The 17141-nt window shown below is 44.3% G+C and carries 19 protein-coding genes; 4 read left to right on the top strand and 15 right to left on the bottom strand.

Going from position 1 to position 17141, the window contains the following annotated elements; all coding sequences use genetic code 11:
* Positions 1–20 precede the first annotated feature (20 nt).
* Positions 21–665: an O-methyltransferase gene (locus FPZ44_RS05310; protein ID WP_144988068.1), complete on the bottom strand. Its 645-nt coding sequence runs from the start codon at positions 663–665 to the stop codon at positions 21–23.
* A gap of 84 nt (positions 666–749) precedes the next feature.
* On the opposite strand from FPZ44_RS05310, the gene FPZ44_RS05305 reads away from it, so the two are divergent.
* On the top strand, positions 750–1910 hold the full coding sequence (locus tag FPZ44_RS05305) for a THUMP domain-containing class I SAM-dependent RNA methyltransferase (protein WP_144988066.1): 1161 nt from the start codon (positions 750–752) through the stop codon (positions 1908–1910).
* Between the two features lie 45 nt (positions 1911–1955).
* Entirely contained in the window at positions 1956–3917 is a 1962-nt protein-coding gene (locus FPZ44_RS05300; RefSeq protein WP_144988064.1) for an LTA synthase family protein, read from the top strand.
* Between the two features lie 65 nt (positions 3918–3982).
* Here FPZ44_RS05300 and FPZ44_RS05295 read toward each other — a convergent pair whose 3' ends face one another.
* The 5 genes from FPZ44_RS05295 to FPZ44_RS05275 all read right to left on the bottom strand — a co-directional run bounded on the left by FPZ44_RS05295 (position 3983) and on the right by FPZ44_RS05275 (position 7265).
* A complete protein-coding gene (locus FPZ44_RS05295; protein ID WP_144988062.1) occupies positions 3983–4270 on the bottom strand; it encodes a hypothetical protein in 288 nt (95 codons plus the stop codon).
* A gap of 168 nt (positions 4271–4438) precedes the next feature.
* The gene (locus tag FPZ44_RS05290; protein WP_144988060.1) at positions 4439–5092 is read right to left on the bottom strand and encodes a hypothetical protein; all 654 of its coding nucleotides are present in this window, start codon (positions 5090–5092) and stop codon (positions 4439–4441) included.
* Between the two features lie 250 nt (positions 5093–5342).
* A complete protein-coding gene (locus FPZ44_RS05285; protein ID WP_036605534.1) occupies positions 5343–5567 on the bottom strand; it encodes a YuzB family protein in 225 nt (74 codons plus the stop codon).
* An 89-nt stretch (positions 5568–5656) separates the two neighbouring features.
* Positions 5657–5902, bottom strand: a complete 246-nt coding sequence (locus FPZ44_RS05280; RefSeq protein WP_144988058.1) for a hypothetical protein — start codon at positions 5900–5902, stop codon at positions 5657–5659.
* A gap of 154 nt (positions 5903–6056) precedes the next feature.
* A complete protein-coding gene (locus tag FPZ44_RS05275) occupies positions 6057–7265 on the bottom strand; it encodes a M14 family metallopeptidase (protein WP_144988056.1) in 1209 nt (402 codons plus the stop codon).
* 244 nt (positions 7266–7509) lie between these two features.
* Between FPZ44_RS05275 and FPZ44_RS05270 the strand changes: the two genes are divergently transcribed.
* Positions 7510–8844: a YncE family protein gene (locus FPZ44_RS05270; RefSeq protein ID WP_144988054.1), complete on the top strand. Its 1335-nt coding sequence runs from the start codon at positions 7510–7512 to the stop codon at positions 8842–8844.
* A 106-nt stretch (positions 8845–8950) separates the two neighbouring features.
* Complete coding sequence (locus tag FPZ44_RS05265) at positions 8951–9496, top strand: GNAT family N-acetyltransferase (protein ID WP_186785921.1); 546 nt, start codon at positions 8951–8953, stop codon at positions 9494–9496.
* Positions 9497–9590: 94 nt separating this feature from the next.
* On the opposite strand, the gene racE is transcribed toward FPZ44_RS05265, so the two are convergent.
* From racE to FPZ44_RS05220, 9 genes are all read right to left on the bottom strand, one after another.
* Positions 9591–10400 (bottom strand): glutamate racemase, encoded by an 810-nt coding sequence (racE, locus tag FPZ44_RS05260; protein ID WP_144988050.1) that lies wholly within the window; start codon positions 10398–10400, stop codon positions 9591–9593.
* A gap of 230 nt (positions 10401–10630) precedes the next feature.
* The gene (locus tag FPZ44_RS05255; protein ID WP_144988048.1) at positions 10631–10993 is read right to left on the bottom strand and encodes a YtxH domain-containing protein; all 363 of its coding nucleotides are present in this window, start codon (positions 10991–10993) and stop codon (positions 10631–10633) included.
* A 68-nt stretch (positions 10994–11061) separates the two neighbouring features.
* Positions 11062–11529: a hypothetical protein gene (locus tag FPZ44_RS05250; RefSeq protein WP_144988046.1), complete on the bottom strand. Its 468-nt coding sequence runs from the start codon at positions 11527–11529 to the stop codon at positions 11062–11064.
* Positions 11530–11795: 266 nt separating this feature from the next.
* A complete protein-coding gene (locus FPZ44_RS05245; protein ID WP_144988044.1) occupies positions 11796–12071 on the bottom strand; it encodes a hypothetical protein in 276 nt (91 codons plus the stop codon).
* Between the two features lie 417 nt (positions 12072–12488).
* Positions 12489–13703 carry an amidohydrolase gene (locus FPZ44_RS05240; RefSeq protein WP_144988042.1) on the bottom strand — a complete coding sequence of 405 codons (1215 nt, stop codon included), beginning with the start codon at positions 13701–13703 and terminating at the stop codon, positions 12489–12491.
* 286 nt (positions 13704–13989) lie between these two features.
* Positions 13990–14646 carry a helix-turn-helix transcriptional regulator gene (locus FPZ44_RS05235; RefSeq protein ID WP_144988040.1) on the bottom strand — a complete coding sequence of 219 codons (657 nt, stop codon included), beginning with the start codon at positions 14644–14646 and terminating at the stop codon, positions 13990–13992.
* 92 nt (positions 14647–14738) lie between these two features.
* Positions 14739–15173 carry a DUF86 domain-containing protein gene (locus FPZ44_RS05230; protein WP_144988038.1) on the bottom strand — a complete coding sequence of 145 codons (435 nt, stop codon included), beginning with the start codon at positions 15171–15173 and terminating at the stop codon, positions 14739–14741.
* 133 nt (positions 15174–15306) lie between these two features.
* The gene (locus tag FPZ44_RS05225; RefSeq protein ID WP_144988035.1) at positions 15307–16266 is read right to left on the bottom strand and encodes a methyltransferase domain-containing protein; all 960 of its coding nucleotides are present in this window, start codon (positions 16264–16266) and stop codon (positions 15307–15309) included.
* A 132-nt stretch (positions 16267–16398) separates the two neighbouring features.
* Positions 16399–16809: a phage holin family protein gene (locus tag FPZ44_RS05220; protein WP_144988034.1), complete on the bottom strand. Its 411-nt coding sequence runs from the start codon at positions 16807–16809 to the stop codon at positions 16399–16401.
* Positions 16810–17141: the final 332 nt, after the last annotated feature.

Here is a 17141-nt window from a genome sequence, read left to right as displayed (position 1 = left end):
GTCCATATAAATTACAAAGTCTATTTTACGATTGCAACTGCTAACCCATCATAAGCAGGCATCATTGCGCTTTCGAGCCGCTCATCATGTGCCATATTATCAATAAATTTACGCATCGCCTGAACTGAAGGACCCTGTTTCTCTGGGTTCATCGTACGACCTTGAAGCAGCAAATTATCAACGGCAATAATAGCGCCTGGACGTGCAAGACGAATCGCATATTCCAAGTAGTTCGCATAGTTTTCTTTATCTGCATCGATAAAGAAGTAGTCAAACCGCGCTTCCTCTTCCTCAAGCTGCTTTAGTGAATCAAGTGCCTCACCGATACGGTACTCTACTTGCTCGCCATAGCCAGCTGCTGTTAAGTTGCGGTGAGCAAGCTCTGCATATTCAGCGCGCAATTCTAATGAAGTAAGCTTTCCACCAGACGTTAGTCCGCGCAAAATACATAGACCGCTATATCCTCCAAGCGCACCTATTTCTAGAGCACGCTCAGCCTTTGATCCACGTGCTAATAACGTCAGCAAGCGCCCGTATCCTGCAGCCACAGAAATGGCAGGCATGTCTGCTTCCGCTATCGATTGTTTAATACTTGTTAATTGCTTATCTTCCTCATAATGGCTGTCAAGATAAGTCTCTACTGTTTGCAAATTTTCATTCGTCATCCTTTTTCACAACCTCCTCTAATTATGATATGATGGAACCCGTATGAACACAAGTTAGACAAGCAGATCGGAGTGAAATAACTGATGGAGCGACCTTGGTCGTTAATCGCAACCTGTCCAATGGGACTTGAAGCTATTGTTGCGAGAGAACTGAAAGATTTAGGTTATGACGATGTAAAAGTAGAAAATGGTAAAATCCATTTCACAGGCGGACCACTGGACGTATGCCGTACCAATCTATGGCTTCGTACCGCTGATCGCGTACTCATCAATATGGGACAGTTCCCTGCACGTACGTTTGAAGAACTATTCCAAGGAACCAAGTCCATTCCTTGGCACGAGTGGATTCCTGCTGACGGTGAATTTCCTGTAGAAGGCCGTTCCCAGAAATCACAGCTATCTAGCGTCCCTGCCTGTCAGGGCATTGTGAAAAAAGCTGTCGTTGAACAAATGAAGGAAAATTACCATATCGATTGGTTCAAAGAAACAGGCGCATACTTCCGGATTGAAGTATCCCTGCTTAATGATATTGCGACCATTACGCTCGATACGACTGGAGCTAGCTTACACAAGCGCGGCTATCGCAAGCTCGCTGGTAAAGCTCCATTAAAAGAAACGATGGCAGCAGCACTCATTTTGCTTAGCCGTTGGAATCCATCCCGTCCACTCGTTGACCCTTGCTGCGGTACAGGCACGCTTCTGATTGAAGCAGCTATGATTGGATGGAATGTTGCACCAGGACTTCGCCGTTCCTTCCCATCCGAGCATTGGCCGCTTATTTCCAAAGACGATTGGGAAGATGCACGCGATGAAGCGTTCGATGCGGTAAATGATGATATCGAGCTTCAATTGTATGGTTCTGATATTGATCCAGAAGCAATCGAATTAGCACGCGCAGCAGCGAAGAGTGCTGGATTCGGTAAAGAAATCGAGTTTAAAGTAGGCCCACTTAATCGAGTCAAGCCTGATGGCGAGTACGGAATCGTCCTGACCAACCCACCATACGGTGAACGTCTAAGCGAACAAGCCGAAGTAGAAAAATTGATTCGTCAGCTAGGCTTTATGATGAAATCGCTGCCCACATGGTCGATGTTCACCATAAGCCCGAGCAAGCAGTTCGAACATTATATTGGACGTCCGGCAGACAAACGCAGGAAGTTGTTCAACGGTAATATTGAATGTCAGTTCTATCAATATTTCGGACCGTTGCCTCCCCGCCCGAACAAAGATACATCTACGAGCTGAGCACACAATAGAGACATGAACAAGAAACGGATGTGAGTTGCTCCTATGTCGAGTAGTAGCTTTCGATTCTCCACTCTAAAAATGTCACGTTGGATGACGGTAAGCGGTATTGCGTTCATCCTTTTTCTTGGCGTTATGCTGTGGAAATGCATCATATTAAATGAGACGTTGGCCATTCCGAATATGGCTACGGATAGCAGTGATATTTATGTAACGTTAGGCGCTTTATTCATACTCGGAGGCTGGACATGGTGGCTGCCAAGACATTGGCGGCCCATCGCCTTCATCGTGCTTAACGTACTGCTTACGTTACTACTCTTTTCAGATTTAGTATATTACCGTTACTTCCAAGACTTTATAACCGTCCCTGTTCTAATGCAGGCTGGACAAGTAAGCGCACTTGGCGGAAGCATCCTATCCCTGATCTTCTGGGGAGATATTGTCTATTTCATCGACTGGTTTATTCTTATTCCGTTCCACATCATACAATTCCGCTTGATGAAACAAGAACGGAAGGAAAAGCAGCAATATTCAATTAAGAACAAAAAGAATATTATTTGGATGCGACTCAGCATCGGCACGCTTACGCTGGTAATTGGCTCAATTATGCTGTATATGCCCGTCCAAAAAACAACCAGCACTTGGGCAAAAGGGTTGCTCGCTTCTAACTGGTGGAATCCTGCTGTTTACAATATTACAGGGCTATATGGATTTCATGGCTACGATATTTATCGTTATGCGAAAGAGAACTGGTTCGCAGATAAGTCCATTACTGAAGAAGAGAAGCAGCAGGCGAAACAGTGGTTCGATAACCATGCCCCTATGTTGAAAGGACCTAGCTCTACGTTTGGAAAATATAAAGGCAGCAATGTCATCGTGATTCAAGCAGAGGCATTCGAGAATTTCGTCATTAATCAGACGATTAATGGGCAGGAGATTACACCAAATCTTAATGCACTTCTAAAAGATAGTATGTACATGAATCGCTTCTTCCACCAAACGGGACAAGGTAGAACTTCAGATGCAGATCTTGCTGTTCAAACTAGCTTGCATCCGCTTCCAACTGGCTCGGTGTTTATCCGCTATCCGGATCATACCTATGATGCATTACCAGGAGTTCTCAAGGAAAATGGATATTCAACAGGTGCCTTTCATGCTTATGAAGGGAGTTTCTGGAACCGTTATGTCATGTACGAAAAGTTCGGTTACGACTACTTTATGAGTAAGAAAGACTACCAAATGGATGAGCCCTTAGGATGGTCACTTGGGGATCGCTCCTTCTTCAAACAATCTGTAGAGCGTATAGCTGCTGAGCAAAAGCAACCATTCTACTCATTTATGATCGGATTAACGAGCCATCATCCTTATACCATGCCAGATACATATACTGCATTGAATGTGGCGCCATTTGATAAGACGATTTTCGGAGAATATTTGCGCTCAATTCATTACGTAGACGCGGCGGTTGGATCTTTGATCGAGGATTTGAAAAAGAGAGGCTTATGGGACAACACAATTCTCATGTTCTACGGCGACCATGATAACTCCATCCTAGAGCGCGAACCGTTAGCACAGCTACTGGGCCATGAGATAAGCGATCTCGATATGCTCGAAATGAAAAATCAAGTACCACTTATTGTCCACTTGCCAGATGGAGCTGAGGCAGGCGTATATAATCAAGTAACTGGACAAATGGATATCGCACCCACCTTGCTGCATTGGCTCGGGATTGACCCAACTTCAAAGTTTTATATGGGCAGCAATTTGCAAGCCGAAGGCGAGCGTCTAGTTGTACTGCGAACAGGAGCAGCAACGAATGGTGATCTGTTCTTTGTTCCATCTGCAGATGGCGTGTTCCAAAATGGAAAGTGCTACGATTATAAAACAAGAGAACTCATCGACGTTGAACCGTGTAAACCGCTTCATGATGAAGCCAAACTACGACTCAAACTGTCTGATCTTGTAATTACTCGCAACGTGATTCCACAACTCCGACCTGCCTCATAGCAGGCATATGTAAGGGTGTCCCCTAGTCTAATGACGATGGGGCACCCTTTTATTTGTTGCACAGCTTACGAACGATGATTATCCCATTGTTCGCTGCCCAGCAGCTTATCCAAGCGAGCATGTTCTTCACCAAGCAATTCTTCAGCCAATTCTACGGCTTGCGGGTTCAAGCTCGCGTGTGACTGTGTCACAGACTGGTCTGCGTGTGCCAACGACTGTTGTGCCTGCAGCACAGACTGTTCTGTTGGATGCGTTAATGCTTGAGATACAGCATGGTGAGCTTTCTCAACAGAATTCTGTGCCTGTGAGATCGGATTCTGCGCTTGCAAACTGGAATCGTACCTTTTAACCAATGGTATAGCCTCCTCCGTTCAAGTCATGAATACAGGAATAGATGAAGTGAATATGACTCGACCTTTCGTCATTCGTACTACCCTCTTCATCTTGTGCAGAACGGGATATTTATATCCACAAGGCATAGTTGGCACGGTTGTTGAACATTCGAAAAATGACACGTCTAATTAGCGTTTGCTTTCTTCTTCCCTGACCTTTATTTTAAGCAGCATGACGATATCGTTCGATTGAATCATTTCTTCAACAGCTTCAGGATTGTTCCAATCATAGCCTGTTCTTAAACTGCCCTTGTTCATGCGGAATGAACCAATAATCGCCGTTTCTCCCGACTTTAATGAAATTCCTTCTTCACCCGTTGTATATTCCCATCCCGTCTTACCATACTCCGTTTTGTCACCGAGAAATTGGTCAATTTCCAACATACCAGCGCTGCTATTTCCCGTATAGAGTTTTATCATATCCTTATTATCAGTTCCATAAATCCATGTGAGGCCGACTCTTCCTTCATAGGTTTCATCAGGATAATGACCATATGATAACGCTAGTAAAGGATCATCCTGCTTCTTCCCCTTCTTATATCCTTCCACCCAAATATTAACCCAACTGCGGTCTGCCCGATGAAGCTTCAAGCTGTAATTTCCAACCATTCCAATCCCCAGTTCCTTAAATGTATCGGCATAGGAATCATCTGTATGTATAACAGCAATCTCATCGGCAGAACGTGTTTGGAACAGACTACAACCACTTAACAACATAATCACTAAGAGCAAAGGCAATGTTTTAAAACGTATGAAGCCCCCAACCTTTTTCAAATCACTCATCTCCTCTTCCCCATGCTTAATAGGTACCCTATGAGTTGGCTTAATCCACTTATTCCATTGTTTTTTTGCGCAAAAGCAGAACATCTTCACCCTGTTCAAATCTAACCTATATTGTAACACTCTACCATTTTGTGAACACTATTATTTCCTTACTCACCTCAAAACAAATAAAAAACGAGCCAGTAAGGGCTGAACCCTCTACCGACTCGTTTGCTCGATTCATCATGTAAAAATCATATACTAAGCCACTTTATTTCACGTACTGCTTTGCCTTCTCGATTGCCTCTTCTTCAGTAGCCCCAGTTATATAACGACCGTTAATATAAATGAAGACCCGCTTCTGGCACGGACCGCAGTATGACTTGCATCCTACCTTTACTTCAGTATTCGGATCCAGCTTTTCTACTTTTGGCAAAAAAGTTTTCATTTTAATATGACGGCATTTATCACAGATACGAATATCATTATTAGACATAGTAGTCACTCCGATTGTTCCCTATATTGTTCAATAAGACAGACAACCTATATTGTACGAGAACATCTTCAATGACGCAACCACTCTTATCATTGCAAATGGTTAGGATGATCATATTGCTGCGCTTTTTTGGTGAACCAAGGAATGACAATCATCGTAAATGCAATGTCATCGATCGGAATGAATGGCATAAAATCAGGAAGCAGCCAATACAAAACGACAGCACCAACGAAAAATGCTTTGAGTTTAAATGGAACTTTGCGTGAAGTCAGCATCTTTGGAGCAGCTCGAAACAAACTCCATAGACGCCCATATGAGCGCGTACGACTTGCCATCGTATACACCTCCTTAATAGTAACCCTAGTGTATACCGAAGCATTCCTCACATGCAAATAGAAAGGTGAATAAATCATCGTATTATGCAGCTTTTTATCATTCTGAGATGCCTTAACAAACCTATATAACGCTATGAATCTATTCTTAATTTACTTACTCTGGCAGCAACGACTCCTTTAAAATTGCACATACTTCGTGATAAATACTGCCGAATTGCGATAATGGAAGTGGGTTTATTCCATATCCAATCTCAATCGTAAATGCTGGCTTGCGATAGTGCTGAATAAACCAATCTTTGAATCCCGCATCGCTTCCGGTCAGCTTCACTGCTCGATATCCGCTTACTCGCGCCAGCCTTTTGGCCCAAACTTCTGCTTCAGGCGGCTCATAGTCTCGATAATTCCAATAGATTTCCTTTCCTTGGGAATGGAAGCTTAGCGCCATTGTAAATTCCTTCTCTTCCGCCAATCGATATAGGGCGCACGCCTCAGGCTCTGACAATGGAGCTTCTCCACTATAGTTCATAGCAGATGGCTCATAAACACCTCTACGCACTCGCTCTTCCTCCCAATGAGCAGGAAACTGATCATTTAAATCTACCCCTCGTATATTCGCTTTCCAGCGATCGAACCTGCGATCTTCCTCATTCCATTTTACTATGCTATGCTCCCATGAATGCTGACCGCTTACCCCTTCTTGCACAAGTTCAACGCCATCTGGATTCACCATAGGCACGAACCAGATTGAGGTGTGTTCACTAGCAAGCCTAGCATCCCATTTTCCCCAACGTAAGCCTGATTGTAAATAACGAGCATAGTCTTCCACAAACTGCATCAACAGTGAAGAAGTAAGCCATTCATTCGCATGAACAGCACCATTTACATGAACACGTCGCGGTCCTTCTCCCATTCGGATTGCGTATATGTCCTTGCCTAATACACTTTTTCCAATCGACTCCACGTGTACAATACCAGGAAAAGCACGCTGTACATACCGTACATCTTGCTCCAACTCATTCGGTCCGTATTCTGCTCTAGCCCTCCAATCAGAGGGTCGAACTGCATAATCCAAAGATATGCACTGTCCAGGAACAAGCTCACACTGCTGAATAGACTCGTTCGCTTCCTTAAGTAACAATTCCGATATGCCAAGCCTCCATGAAATCGATTGCCACGAATCGTGAGCTTGCACTGTGTACATGGCGGTAGTGCATTCAGGGATGAACAAATGCTGCCCGGGCATTAAATAAGGGCTGATATTCACAGTGGGATTAGCCGCTAACAATGCTTCCAGCGTAATTCCACAGCGCAGACAGATGCGCAAAGGCGTGTCACCTTTACGTACCATATAGAGGGTGCTCATTAGACGCGTCTCCCTTCTGCATCTATGTTCTTATTAATAATCTTTATGCATATAAAGGCTTGCACCATCACCGTAATTGTGATTGATCCTGCAATTGTGAAATGGGTGCATAAACACATCATAAATTGCCATCAACAAGGCGCTTAGCCCCTTTTCCCACAAGCTAGCAGGAACGTCCAATTCACCGCCGTTTATTTTACATAAGATATAAGAAAGAAGCGCGACTCTAACGGGAGGACCTGCCATGTACGTGTATCAATTAAATACACATGTCGCCTCTGGTGACGACCGGGCCTATTGGGCAGATTTACAGCTGTTGAACCAATCCAATGAGCCAGTAGAAACGCATATTCAATTGTATAACCTCAACACTCCAGCTGGTCCAAGCAAAGCCAATGTCTATTACCAGCACATCATAGTGCTGCAGCCCTTCGCAACAGAAGACTCTTGCTTCAACTTGCTGAACACGCCAATAACCGGAGACTATATAGGAGTAAAAATTACAACCAATAGTGAACAGCCAAACACGATATTTGCCACATTCACTTTGAAAAATAAGCTAGCTACCGTAAGGAAACATCATCATATCCCTCTCTGTGGACGATTTCCGAAATATGCTTATATTGCAAACAGCGGTGATGATACCGTTCTTATTATTGACCGTTATACACATCAAATCGTCGGAAACCCCATTCAACTCCCTCAACATGCCGTTCCCTTGGATATCGTCACTTCTAAATACAGCACATTCGTATATACGTCAAATAGCGGGACAGATAATGGCTCGACTATATATACACGCGGCAATCAATTGTGGCCCCTTACGCTAGATCTTGGTCTTGAACCGATAGCAATCGAGACGGACGAGCCATACGGGCTCCGTGTGTTTGCAATTAACAATAACTCTCCTGCGAGTACCGTTACCGTATTCGACATCGTCAGCGGAAATACCGCCACAATTCCTGTAGGGGATAATGCAGTTGCCATTAGCTTCAATGAAACACATAACCGTTTGTATGTAGCCAATCAAGATGAAGGCACCATATCTGTCATCGATGGAGCAAACTACTCCGTGATTGCCACCATCCCATTATTGCCTGGCTCCCCTAACAACAGTGCACCTGTCGATCTCGTTTGCAGTCCGGATGGCCGATACGTATATATTGCAGCTAGAGGCTTGCCCGGTGAAATACAAGTTATTGAAACGGAGTCTAACACGCTGCTTAGCCCCATCATTCTGGATTATTCACCCGATTCATCTACCTACATTCCTAGACGTTTGAGCATTTCTTATGATAACGCCATCTTATACGTGGCTATGTCCAATTACAACAGAGTCGTTAGTTTGAATGTCAAAAGCCCAGCTTCTCCTCGTCTATTTCCTGATATTATCGTGCCAAGCGGTCCACCAGAAGATATTTGCGTCACTCCTGATGGCTGGGAAGTATATATTGTGAGCAGCTGGGGTTTTGAAAGTACGATTCTCATTTGGGACCGACGTACAAATAAAGTTCAGCCACTCCCCTTACCTACAGGATTCCAGCCCATACGTGTCGCTTTCTCACATATTATCGTCTAGCACGAATGAAGCAGCTTAGTGAATATGATACAGAACACATAGATGAGGCATGCACCTTGTTGAGGCCCTATCTGAAGTTCTAGAAGCAACTAGAGGAGGTATGAGCGTGGATCATTCTTATCGAGTCTTGACCTCCCGTCTGCTGCTGCGTCCTTTGACGGAACATGATCTTGAGATCGTCCTCAGATGGCGCCGTCACGAACATATACGGAAATGGTTTCAAGATGACCTTACCATCGATCCCAAGCAGCAGCTTACATGGTATGAACGTTACCGTCAGCGCGAGGATGATATGATGTTCGTCGCCGTCGTGTTGGACGAAAATAAACCAATTGGGGCTGGGTCTTTGTATCGCATAAACAAGCTGTCTCGAACAGCCGAATTCGGTCGTGTCTTCATCGGAGAGGCTGATGCTCAAGGTATGGGATACGGGGAAGAAATCGTAAGAGGCATAACCGATTTCGGGATCGAGATGCTCTCCCTGCGATGGATTGAATTATTTGTAAAAATTACAAATACAAATGCCATTCGAACGTATACGAATTGCGGCTACGTTCATGATCGCAAATATCGGCCATCGAACAGCAGAGATCTTGGCTCCATTGTTCGTATGATTCGAACTGCTCCACCGCGTTGGAAAGGGGAACGTTAAGTTGTAATTCCCGCCATTGCATAGCAAAAGAAGAGACTTCTAGGAACTCGCTCCCCTAGAAGTCTCTTCTTTACATACAGATGAATAGGTTCCATTAATAAAAGTTCGGTACTTGCCACACGACCGGGATGGATTCCAATTGGTCGCCTAGCCATTGCTTCGCAATATACTGGAACATACTCGGATCGCCACTGCAGAACATTTGGTGAATCGGCTGGTCTTCCTCATGAGCCAATTGTCCCTTATCGTGAAGAATGGTGCTTATTTCTCTTGCTGTCTCTTCTGCTGAATTAATAAGCTGTATATGAGAACCTATTACTTCTTGGAGTGGATCTGTTAAAAATGGATAGTGTGTACAGCCTAATATGAGCGTATCAATTGGCGTTGACTTCAACGGCTCAAGTGAATCAGCTACAATTCTGTACGTGCTGGAATCTCGGAACATCCCTTTCTCTACTAGCGGCACCAGTAATGGGCAAGCCAAGCTGTAGACTTTTACATGAGGAGATAACCGCTTAAGAGCCGATTCATAAGCCGCACTGCGAATCGTCCCATCTGTTCCAATCACACCGATATGTCCGGACTGCGAAGCCGATATTGCTGCTCTTGCACCCGGATGAATCACGCCTACAACAGGAACTGTTGTATAGGATCTTACTTCTTCCAAAGCAACTGCTGTCGCGGTATTACAGGCTATTACGATCATTTTTGGATCGAATTGTGCTAAGTAATCGACAATTTGTCGGGTGAATAACCGTACCTCGTCTGCATCGCGAGGCCCATATGGGGTACGGGCAGTGTCACCAAAATAAATAATTTTTTCCCTCGGGAGCTGTCTCATAACTTCTTTAACAACGGTTAACCCGCCAACCCCCGAATCAAACATTGCGATAGCTTGCTGCACGAATACACCGCTTCCTTCATTTCTTGTTTGTCTGACTTATGCTAGATCTTCCGCGAGTGCTTATGCGGATGGTATGGTACACCATATGTACAGTCCTAGCAAAACGTACCTTGATCTTAACTGATACCGAGACAAGGTTCAAGTCGAGTGCGATCCAAAATAAATAGCCTTGACATCGGCGTCAGCCAACATCAAAGCTATTCGTATCCAATATCTGTTACGAAAATGTTTTATTTGGACTCGCAAGCACGCTCGCTTTCGCACGCTTCTTCACCGCACGGAGACTCATCTGTTTCATTGTTGTCCGCAATCTCTTCGGCTACGGAAGATACTTGGAGCCTGGATTGTTTCCATTCCGAAATCGACTGCTTCACTTCGCCGATTCGATTTTTGGAAGCCTCAATAAATTCAGTCGTCGATTCACCAACTTGCTTAGCAATCGTTTGTGTGCGCTCTCCAATCTGTTTGGCGCCTTCCGAGATATCTTCTCTTAATTCACGCCCAGACTTTGGCGCAAACAATAAAGCAGAAACAGCACCTACCACTGTACCAATAATCGTCCCAATCCAAAATGGCTTTGTACCCTTTGCCATACTCAACGTCCTCCTCGCTGTTGTCTCCGTCATTCATCCCGGCAAGCATATGTCTAACGAACCGATTGTTATTGCTTGATTGCTGCATCAGCCTCATCTGGTGTGTGCGCAGGCTTAGTAGGCGGCGAACGGCGAGCGGCTACACTGGCATACAATCCAGCTGCGGTATCAACCCATCGCAGCAAATCATGGATTCGATGTTGTTGGGCTTCATAGGCGCTATCTAACGTATTCATCGTACGTGTAATCCAGCCATCCACCTGCTCGTGGACATGATTGACCGAGCCGCGTATACGTGAAGATGTATCGCTCCATGCGGCGCTTTCTTGGCTTACTCGCTCTACTGTTTCAAGTAGATGCTGCCCTCGCTCGGTAATCAATCGCCCTTGCTGAATCAGCTGCAGCGACTCTTTATGCAGCTCAGCAAGCATGTGCTCCGTACGATGCATAAACTTCATTAGACGGTCCAGCAATAGCAAAGCAGCGGCGGCTGTAATAACGGAGAACAGCAGCACGATAGCAATGATCCAATCCATCGAATCCCTCCTTAACAACGGTCTTGACGGGCGAATGCCCATGTCATAGTGACAGTATAAGAAGGTTGGGCTTGACTTGACACAAGAGAACGCAAAAATATTTTCCGGTATAGAAAAGGTGTAATATTGTCAGATTGTCCATGCAGACCATCTGTACAGCGGGGAGAAATGATTAGAAACAATAAGGAATGCTGAAGAAAGGATATAGAGACGCGGAGCAACAAAGAACATGTCCAGCAAATAAAATGGAACATGATCACATTACGTTACATTTGCTCATCAACAAACGGGTAGATGTATGAAAAAATGCTAATGGCAAGCAAAAAACTAACAATAAGTGCCTTGGCATAGCGAGTCATTTTGTATGGTAAATATTTAATCCCTAAAGCAGCGATCCCCCATATGACTCCGAGGCTTAATGTTTTCGCTATATAGTTGCCATATAAAAAACCGCCAATCACAAGATACGATAAAGATACTAGGCAAACACCAGCAAAACTGAAAATTAGGATAGCGATGAAAATCTCTATGAGCTTATTCACTTGGACCTCCATTAGTACTTTAGTACTTATAATCACATAACACCATAATATACCACTGGAGCAAATGACAACAATACTTGGATATTTAAAAATACATAAAGACTGCTAGACTTGTACGCTATTCATCCTATTGCAAATGTCCGTCGCCAAGTGGATATTGATATAAGTAGAGCTGCCGATCCTAGACTAATCCCGGCAAAGCCAAAGGCCAGCGCAACAATGCCAAGCTCTATTATTTTTCTCATACAGACCTCCAAGATCGATTTCAACTTCATATTACTCATTCTTTTACCATGCAAAAAAACCTGCCTGCACCCATTAAGTATGGATAGCTGGTCAGGTTTCAGATTAGAGATAATTCTTATTTCGTGTACTCATGTGCTCGATTATCACGATCACTATAAGCCTACAAAGGTGCTATAAAGTACCTCTTATAACATTGCCTTGGAACATGACAGCCTTACGCGCTGGTCTTCTCGCTACTACTTCTGCCGAACAGGTCGCATCGAAGAAGATCATATCCGCCTGGTCTCCTACCTGCGGCCATAGGCGATTGCCCTGCTCATCCAGTGTCTTACGTCCACCTGTAATAAAGGTCAACGCGCCTGTAAGGGAACGCTCGTCAATCCAACGATAGCGCTCTGCAAGCAAGGTTGCCTTCTCCAGCACATCGCCTGTTCCGAAAGGAGCCCATGAATCATAGAAACCGTCACATCCGAGCGCAACAGTAATCCCCTTTTCATGCATTTGCGGTACTGGGATAGGGCGGCTGCTGGCAACAGTTGTCATAATCGATACACCAAGCGCTGCAAAACGGTCAATAATGTCGTTCACTTGCACTTGCGGTGCATCCCCTAATGCAAATGCATGGCTAATCGCCATCCGGTTATGCCATCCCGCTTCCTCGGTCAAGTCAGCAATGCGCTTCATCGTATGCAAGCCTAGCGTAGAAGAATCATGCAAATGAATATCAACATCTGCATTCGCCTCCACCGCAATGTCCATCATCAGCCCTAGCGACTTCTCAATATCACCGTCTACACCGCCTGGATCTAGACCACCAACATGAGTAGCGCCTTCTCGCATTGCCTGTCTCATTAACTCACCCGCATCTGAGCGCAGCAAGCCGTGCTGCGGGAACGCGACGATTTCTGCTGTCATGCGATCACTGTATGTATCCAGCGCTCGGCGAACCCCTTCGAGATTTTTCAATCCCACATGCGGATCAATATTAACGTGAGTACGAATATGTGTTGCGCCGAATGAAGAAATAAGCTCCAACATCGCTTCTGCTCGTGTTTGAATGGAATCTAACAGCAAGATGGATTCTTTTGCTTCCATATCTAAGCGCTCAATCAAATTTTTAACCGGCTTGCATGACTTCCAACCGTAACCGAGGTAAGTCTTATCCAGATGGTTATGATTCTCTTGAAAAGATGGCAAAGCCAATTTTCCATGCGCATCATGCTTCTGCAGTTCGGTCTCCAACTGACGGTCAGCAAGTACAATTTGCTGAATTACTCCATTTTCGATAAAAAGATGAACAAGTTCCGACAAGGTGTGAAATACACCATCTTCATCTTCTTGGAAGCCACTGTCTAAACGAACGTTCGTTATCCAATATGCGTTCATTGCTGTCTCAGCCTTTCTGTATGCAGGATCGTGAAATTGACTCTATCTATGAGATTAGCACATCTTGGAACGATAGAAACATACGGATATCATATTACCGTTATATCGATTAACGTATACGCTAATCGTAAATGAATGCGACTACGATTCAAGGAAACGCCCTATCCCTGAATCCATGCATCAAAATAATTACATTGAAGCATATTGCATTCATTAAATTGCAACATAAAAAGACCAGCCATAAGGCCGGTCTCAATTCTATTTAACATTTGATTAGAATACTAGGCTAACTATCTGACGAAGATTCTGATTTACGTATCCGATACGTACATCTGCTTCCCTGCTTCGCTAAACATTCAAGCCGTTCTACATCAGCTCCGAGCAATTCACGGAACAGCTCCAATTCACAATGACAAGGATATTCGTACGCTTGTGCAACCTGAGCAATGGGACAGTTATATTCATGCAGCAGCCATTCCTCATCGGACAACTGCTCTGTTTCTACCATATATCCGCCCGCATCCTGAATGCTGCTAAGCTGTTGAACACGCTCTCCGAACGTTTTGCCTATCATAGAAGATTCGTATTTGCGCTTTAAAGAACGACGTCGACCTTCAAACAGCTGTTGTACGCTATTATCTTCATCGCTATCATTCACTTCTAATTCTTGCAGCAAATCCAACAGCAATTGATGGTATTGCTTTGGAAACTGCTCATCGCCTTGTTGAGAGATGCGGTACAGCTGCAATGGTCGACCCATAGGCTGCTTGACCTGTACGGTTTCCAGCACATTTTCTTCGAGCCCTTGATGAAGATGGCGTCTGACACCCATTTCAGTTAGTCCCAAACGCTCTGCAAGCTGAGCAGCAGACATCGGGCCGTTTCTCTTAAGCAGCATGAGCAGCAAATTACGAGTTGACGGTTTCTGTTGCGCTCGATTCACTGGCATTCACCTTTTTAACGGTCATTTAGTACCGTCATTGTAACGCATATCATACATCTTGTAAATTCAATGACAACCTGCACATCTACGGATTAGACTTGCAGTGCAGGCAATTCCTTTTGTAAGAAACGATGTACACTATCGCTGAATTGACGCATCGTAACATCCAAATTTTCAAACAACGGATGCACACCTTCACGCTTCCACTTCTCATAATCCTGAACAAGAGGTCTACGCAAAGCTACTAATTGAATCAAGACTTGATGCAATTCTTCATCCATTGCTCCCGCTTCTGCAATAATATCTACAATATCTTCATAACTGCTGGCATCCCGCAAAATAAACCCATCAATCAATAGCGACCCGACATCAGTAACAATCTCAATGGCAATATGTAAAGCTCGCTCTTGGGCCAAATGATCTACAATCGAACCGCTCCAATTTGATGTTAAGCTGCCTACTGCCTGTTCTAGCAATTGGGCTTGATCCAAACGATTATCAATCTGCTGACGATTTACGTAATACATAGCACAGCCCCCATACGAGTCATAGTGGATCAAAAAGGGGCTTTCAGCAAATGAAAGCCCTTTCTGCCTCTATTTATTATTTAACCACACTTTGGGATTTGATGTCATCCTTTAGACGAATTCATTATGATGGTTATTTACGTCGAGACTTATTCGTCTGTGTTCGAGTACGCTTCTTCGTTCGTGAGTGTTTCCTATCTGTCCGTACAGTTACACGCCTCTTTGCGGCCGCTTGTCGCTTCACAGCATGGAAATTTGCCGATGATGCCTCTGGTGCTAACTCGCTCTTGACTATCTTCTCACCTTGCTGCCCCACCTTTTGCTTCAACAATTGTTCGTCTACACGGAGCTCCTCTTGCCATGTTACCTGATCTTTCTTCTGTTGTACGCTACGAAGATCTATATCTACCTCAAATGGTCGCTCAGCTTCCACCGCATGCTTCTTTACTGCCAGCCGCTGCTCCGTGACTGCTTGCGGTTCCTCTAGCTCTCGGTGAGACCACTCTCTTAGTTCTCTTTCTTGAATAGGACTTTTAATGACAAGCAGATGCAGCATGAGCTGGTAAGCTACATTCATCTGGGACTGCCTCAATCGACGGAGCTCCACTTCATCATATAGACATTGATATTCAGGAAAATAGAAATACTCCATCCGCAGCAATCGCAAATCCATCTTTTCCTCCGAAGCAGTCTCTCCATTCGATAGAAGCAACGACCAATTTTCACCTAGTGGATGGATAAAGTCCTCTTCATCTAACATCGAATTCGAATACGGGGACCAATGACGAGCAGAATGTTCATTAAACAATTGTCGATAATGAGGATGGGTAACATGCGAGCTTACATGAGCATAAGGGACGACAAGGCAAACGAGCGCCCTATCTTGGCTTACCCGATAAATTTCACGCATGATATATGTCAGATCATTCACATATTGGAGCACATGTGATGCCATTACAAACTGTACATGATTCGAGGGAAACGGAATTCCTTCATTCAGATCATGAACGAGGTCAACATCTGCATATGGATGCTCGTCAATGCCTATGCAATGAGAATGCTTATTCCGTCCACAGCCCAAGTCTATCCTCACCGGTCTTCACATCCTTCAATCGCAGCTATAGAATTAGTACAGTCTATTCGCTGCACATAAGACCAGTTTGTACAGCCGCCTTGTAGCCCGTATTTTTCCGCGAACAACCTTGCCCGCTTTCTATTGACAAGCTCACTTGTCGGAATCCTTTTTATTGTCATCATTTTTGAGAACAGACATGATTTGCTTAATGCGATCTGGGAGTGGAAGTCCGAGCCGCCCATAATTTTCTGTAATGCTTAGCAGCTCATTCACCATATAAAAGCATATAGCCCCATCTCTAAACCCATTCGTTCCAAAAAGCAAATCCATATGATGTGCCATCCCTACAATGAGCAGCATGAGCGCTTTTTTGGCCAGACCCCAGAATCCAGCATTACTGCTTAAACCTTTTCCCTCTCGAACGGAAGCTGCAAGACCGGACAAATAATCAATCAAAATCATTAGCATAAACAGCGTAATTAACGGGTCCCACGCCCCAAACAAAAAGGTAAGAATCCCGCCCATTACACCAGCGAACATATTCACTGCCAATTGGTTCATCCCTGTTCCTCCTTATCTCTAAGGGATGATATATTGTATTCGACTTGTCCAGTGCTGACACGGCAGGACGACTATGGGATGAAGCTTGTACATTTGAATTTTTCTTTGGGAAAATGTATAGCAAAAAAGCCTATCCCATGTTCGCAGTAAAGGAATAGGCTGCTTCTACTCTGGTAGGCTTATTAGATATTTATGTAACAAACCAAAACAACAACTTATAATTCAATGATGTAGGTTCTAATTACCTCTTGTTCATCAAATACATATACTCGCCCACAATGATTGCAGTTCCACACATCGTATTTTGGCAAAGGAATGTCTGAAAGATACTC

The sequence above is a fragment of the Paenibacillus agilis genome (assembly GCF_007786455.1).
Lineage (GTDB): Bacteria > Bacillota > Bacilli > Paenibacillales > Paenibacillaceae > Paenibacillus_B > Paenibacillus_B agilis.
Note: the sequence above shows the minus strand (reverse complement) of the source record. Positions and strands in the feature narration are given on the sequence as shown.

Excerpts from the sequence above, each read along its gene's own strand:
- FPZ44_RS05230 (WP_144988038.1), bottom strand. The coding sequence starts at position 15,173 with ATGTATTACGTAAATCGTCAGCAGATTGATAATCGTTTGGATCAAGCC.
- FPZ44_RS05285 (WP_036605534.1), bottom strand. The coding sequence starts at position 5,567 with ATGTCTAATAATGATATTCGTATCTGTGATAAATGCCGTCATATTAAA.
- FPZ44_RS05290 (WP_144988060.1), bottom strand. The coding sequence starts at position 5,092 with ATGAGTGATTTGAAAAAGGTTGGGGGCTTCATACGTTTTAAAACATTG.
- FPZ44_RS05250 (WP_144988046.1), bottom strand. The coding sequence starts at position 11,529 with ATGGATTGGATCATTGCTATCGTGCTGCTGTTCTCCGTTATTACAGCC.
- FPZ44_RS05240 (WP_144988042.1), bottom strand. The coding sequence starts at position 13,703 with ATGAACGCATATTGGATAACGAACGTTCGTTTAGACAGTGGCTTCCAA.
- FPZ44_RS05220 (WP_144988034.1), bottom strand. The coding sequence starts at position 16,809 with ATGAACCAATTGGCAGTGAATATGTTCGCTGGTGTAATGGGCGGGATT.
- FPZ44_RS05275 (WP_144988056.1), bottom strand. The coding sequence starts at position 7,265 with ATGAGCACCCTCTATATGGTACGTAAAGGTGACACGCCTTTGCGCATC.
- FPZ44_RS05310 (WP_144988068.1), bottom strand. The coding sequence starts at position 665 with ATGACGAATGAAAATTTGCAAACAGTAGAGACTTATCTTGACAGCCAT.
- FPZ44_RS05300 (WP_144988064.1), top strand. The coding sequence starts at position 1,956 with ATGTCGAGTAGTAGCTTTCGATTCTCCACTCTAAAAATGTCACGTTGG.
- FPZ44_RS05280 (WP_144988058.1), bottom strand. The coding sequence starts at position 5,902 with ATGGCAAGTCGTACGCGCTCATATGGGCGTCTATGGAGTTTGTTTCGA.
- FPZ44_RS05255 (WP_144988048.1), bottom strand. The coding sequence starts at position 10,993 with ATGGCAAAGGGTACAAAGCCATTTTGGATTGGGACGATTATTGGTACA.
- FPZ44_RS05305 (WP_144988066.1), top strand. The coding sequence starts at position 750 with ATGGAGCGACCTTGGTCGTTAATCGCAACCTGTCCAATGGGACTTGAA.
- FPZ44_RS05270 (WP_144988054.1), top strand. The coding sequence starts at position 7,510 with ATGTACGTGTATCAATTAAATACACATGTCGCCTCTGGTGACGACCGG.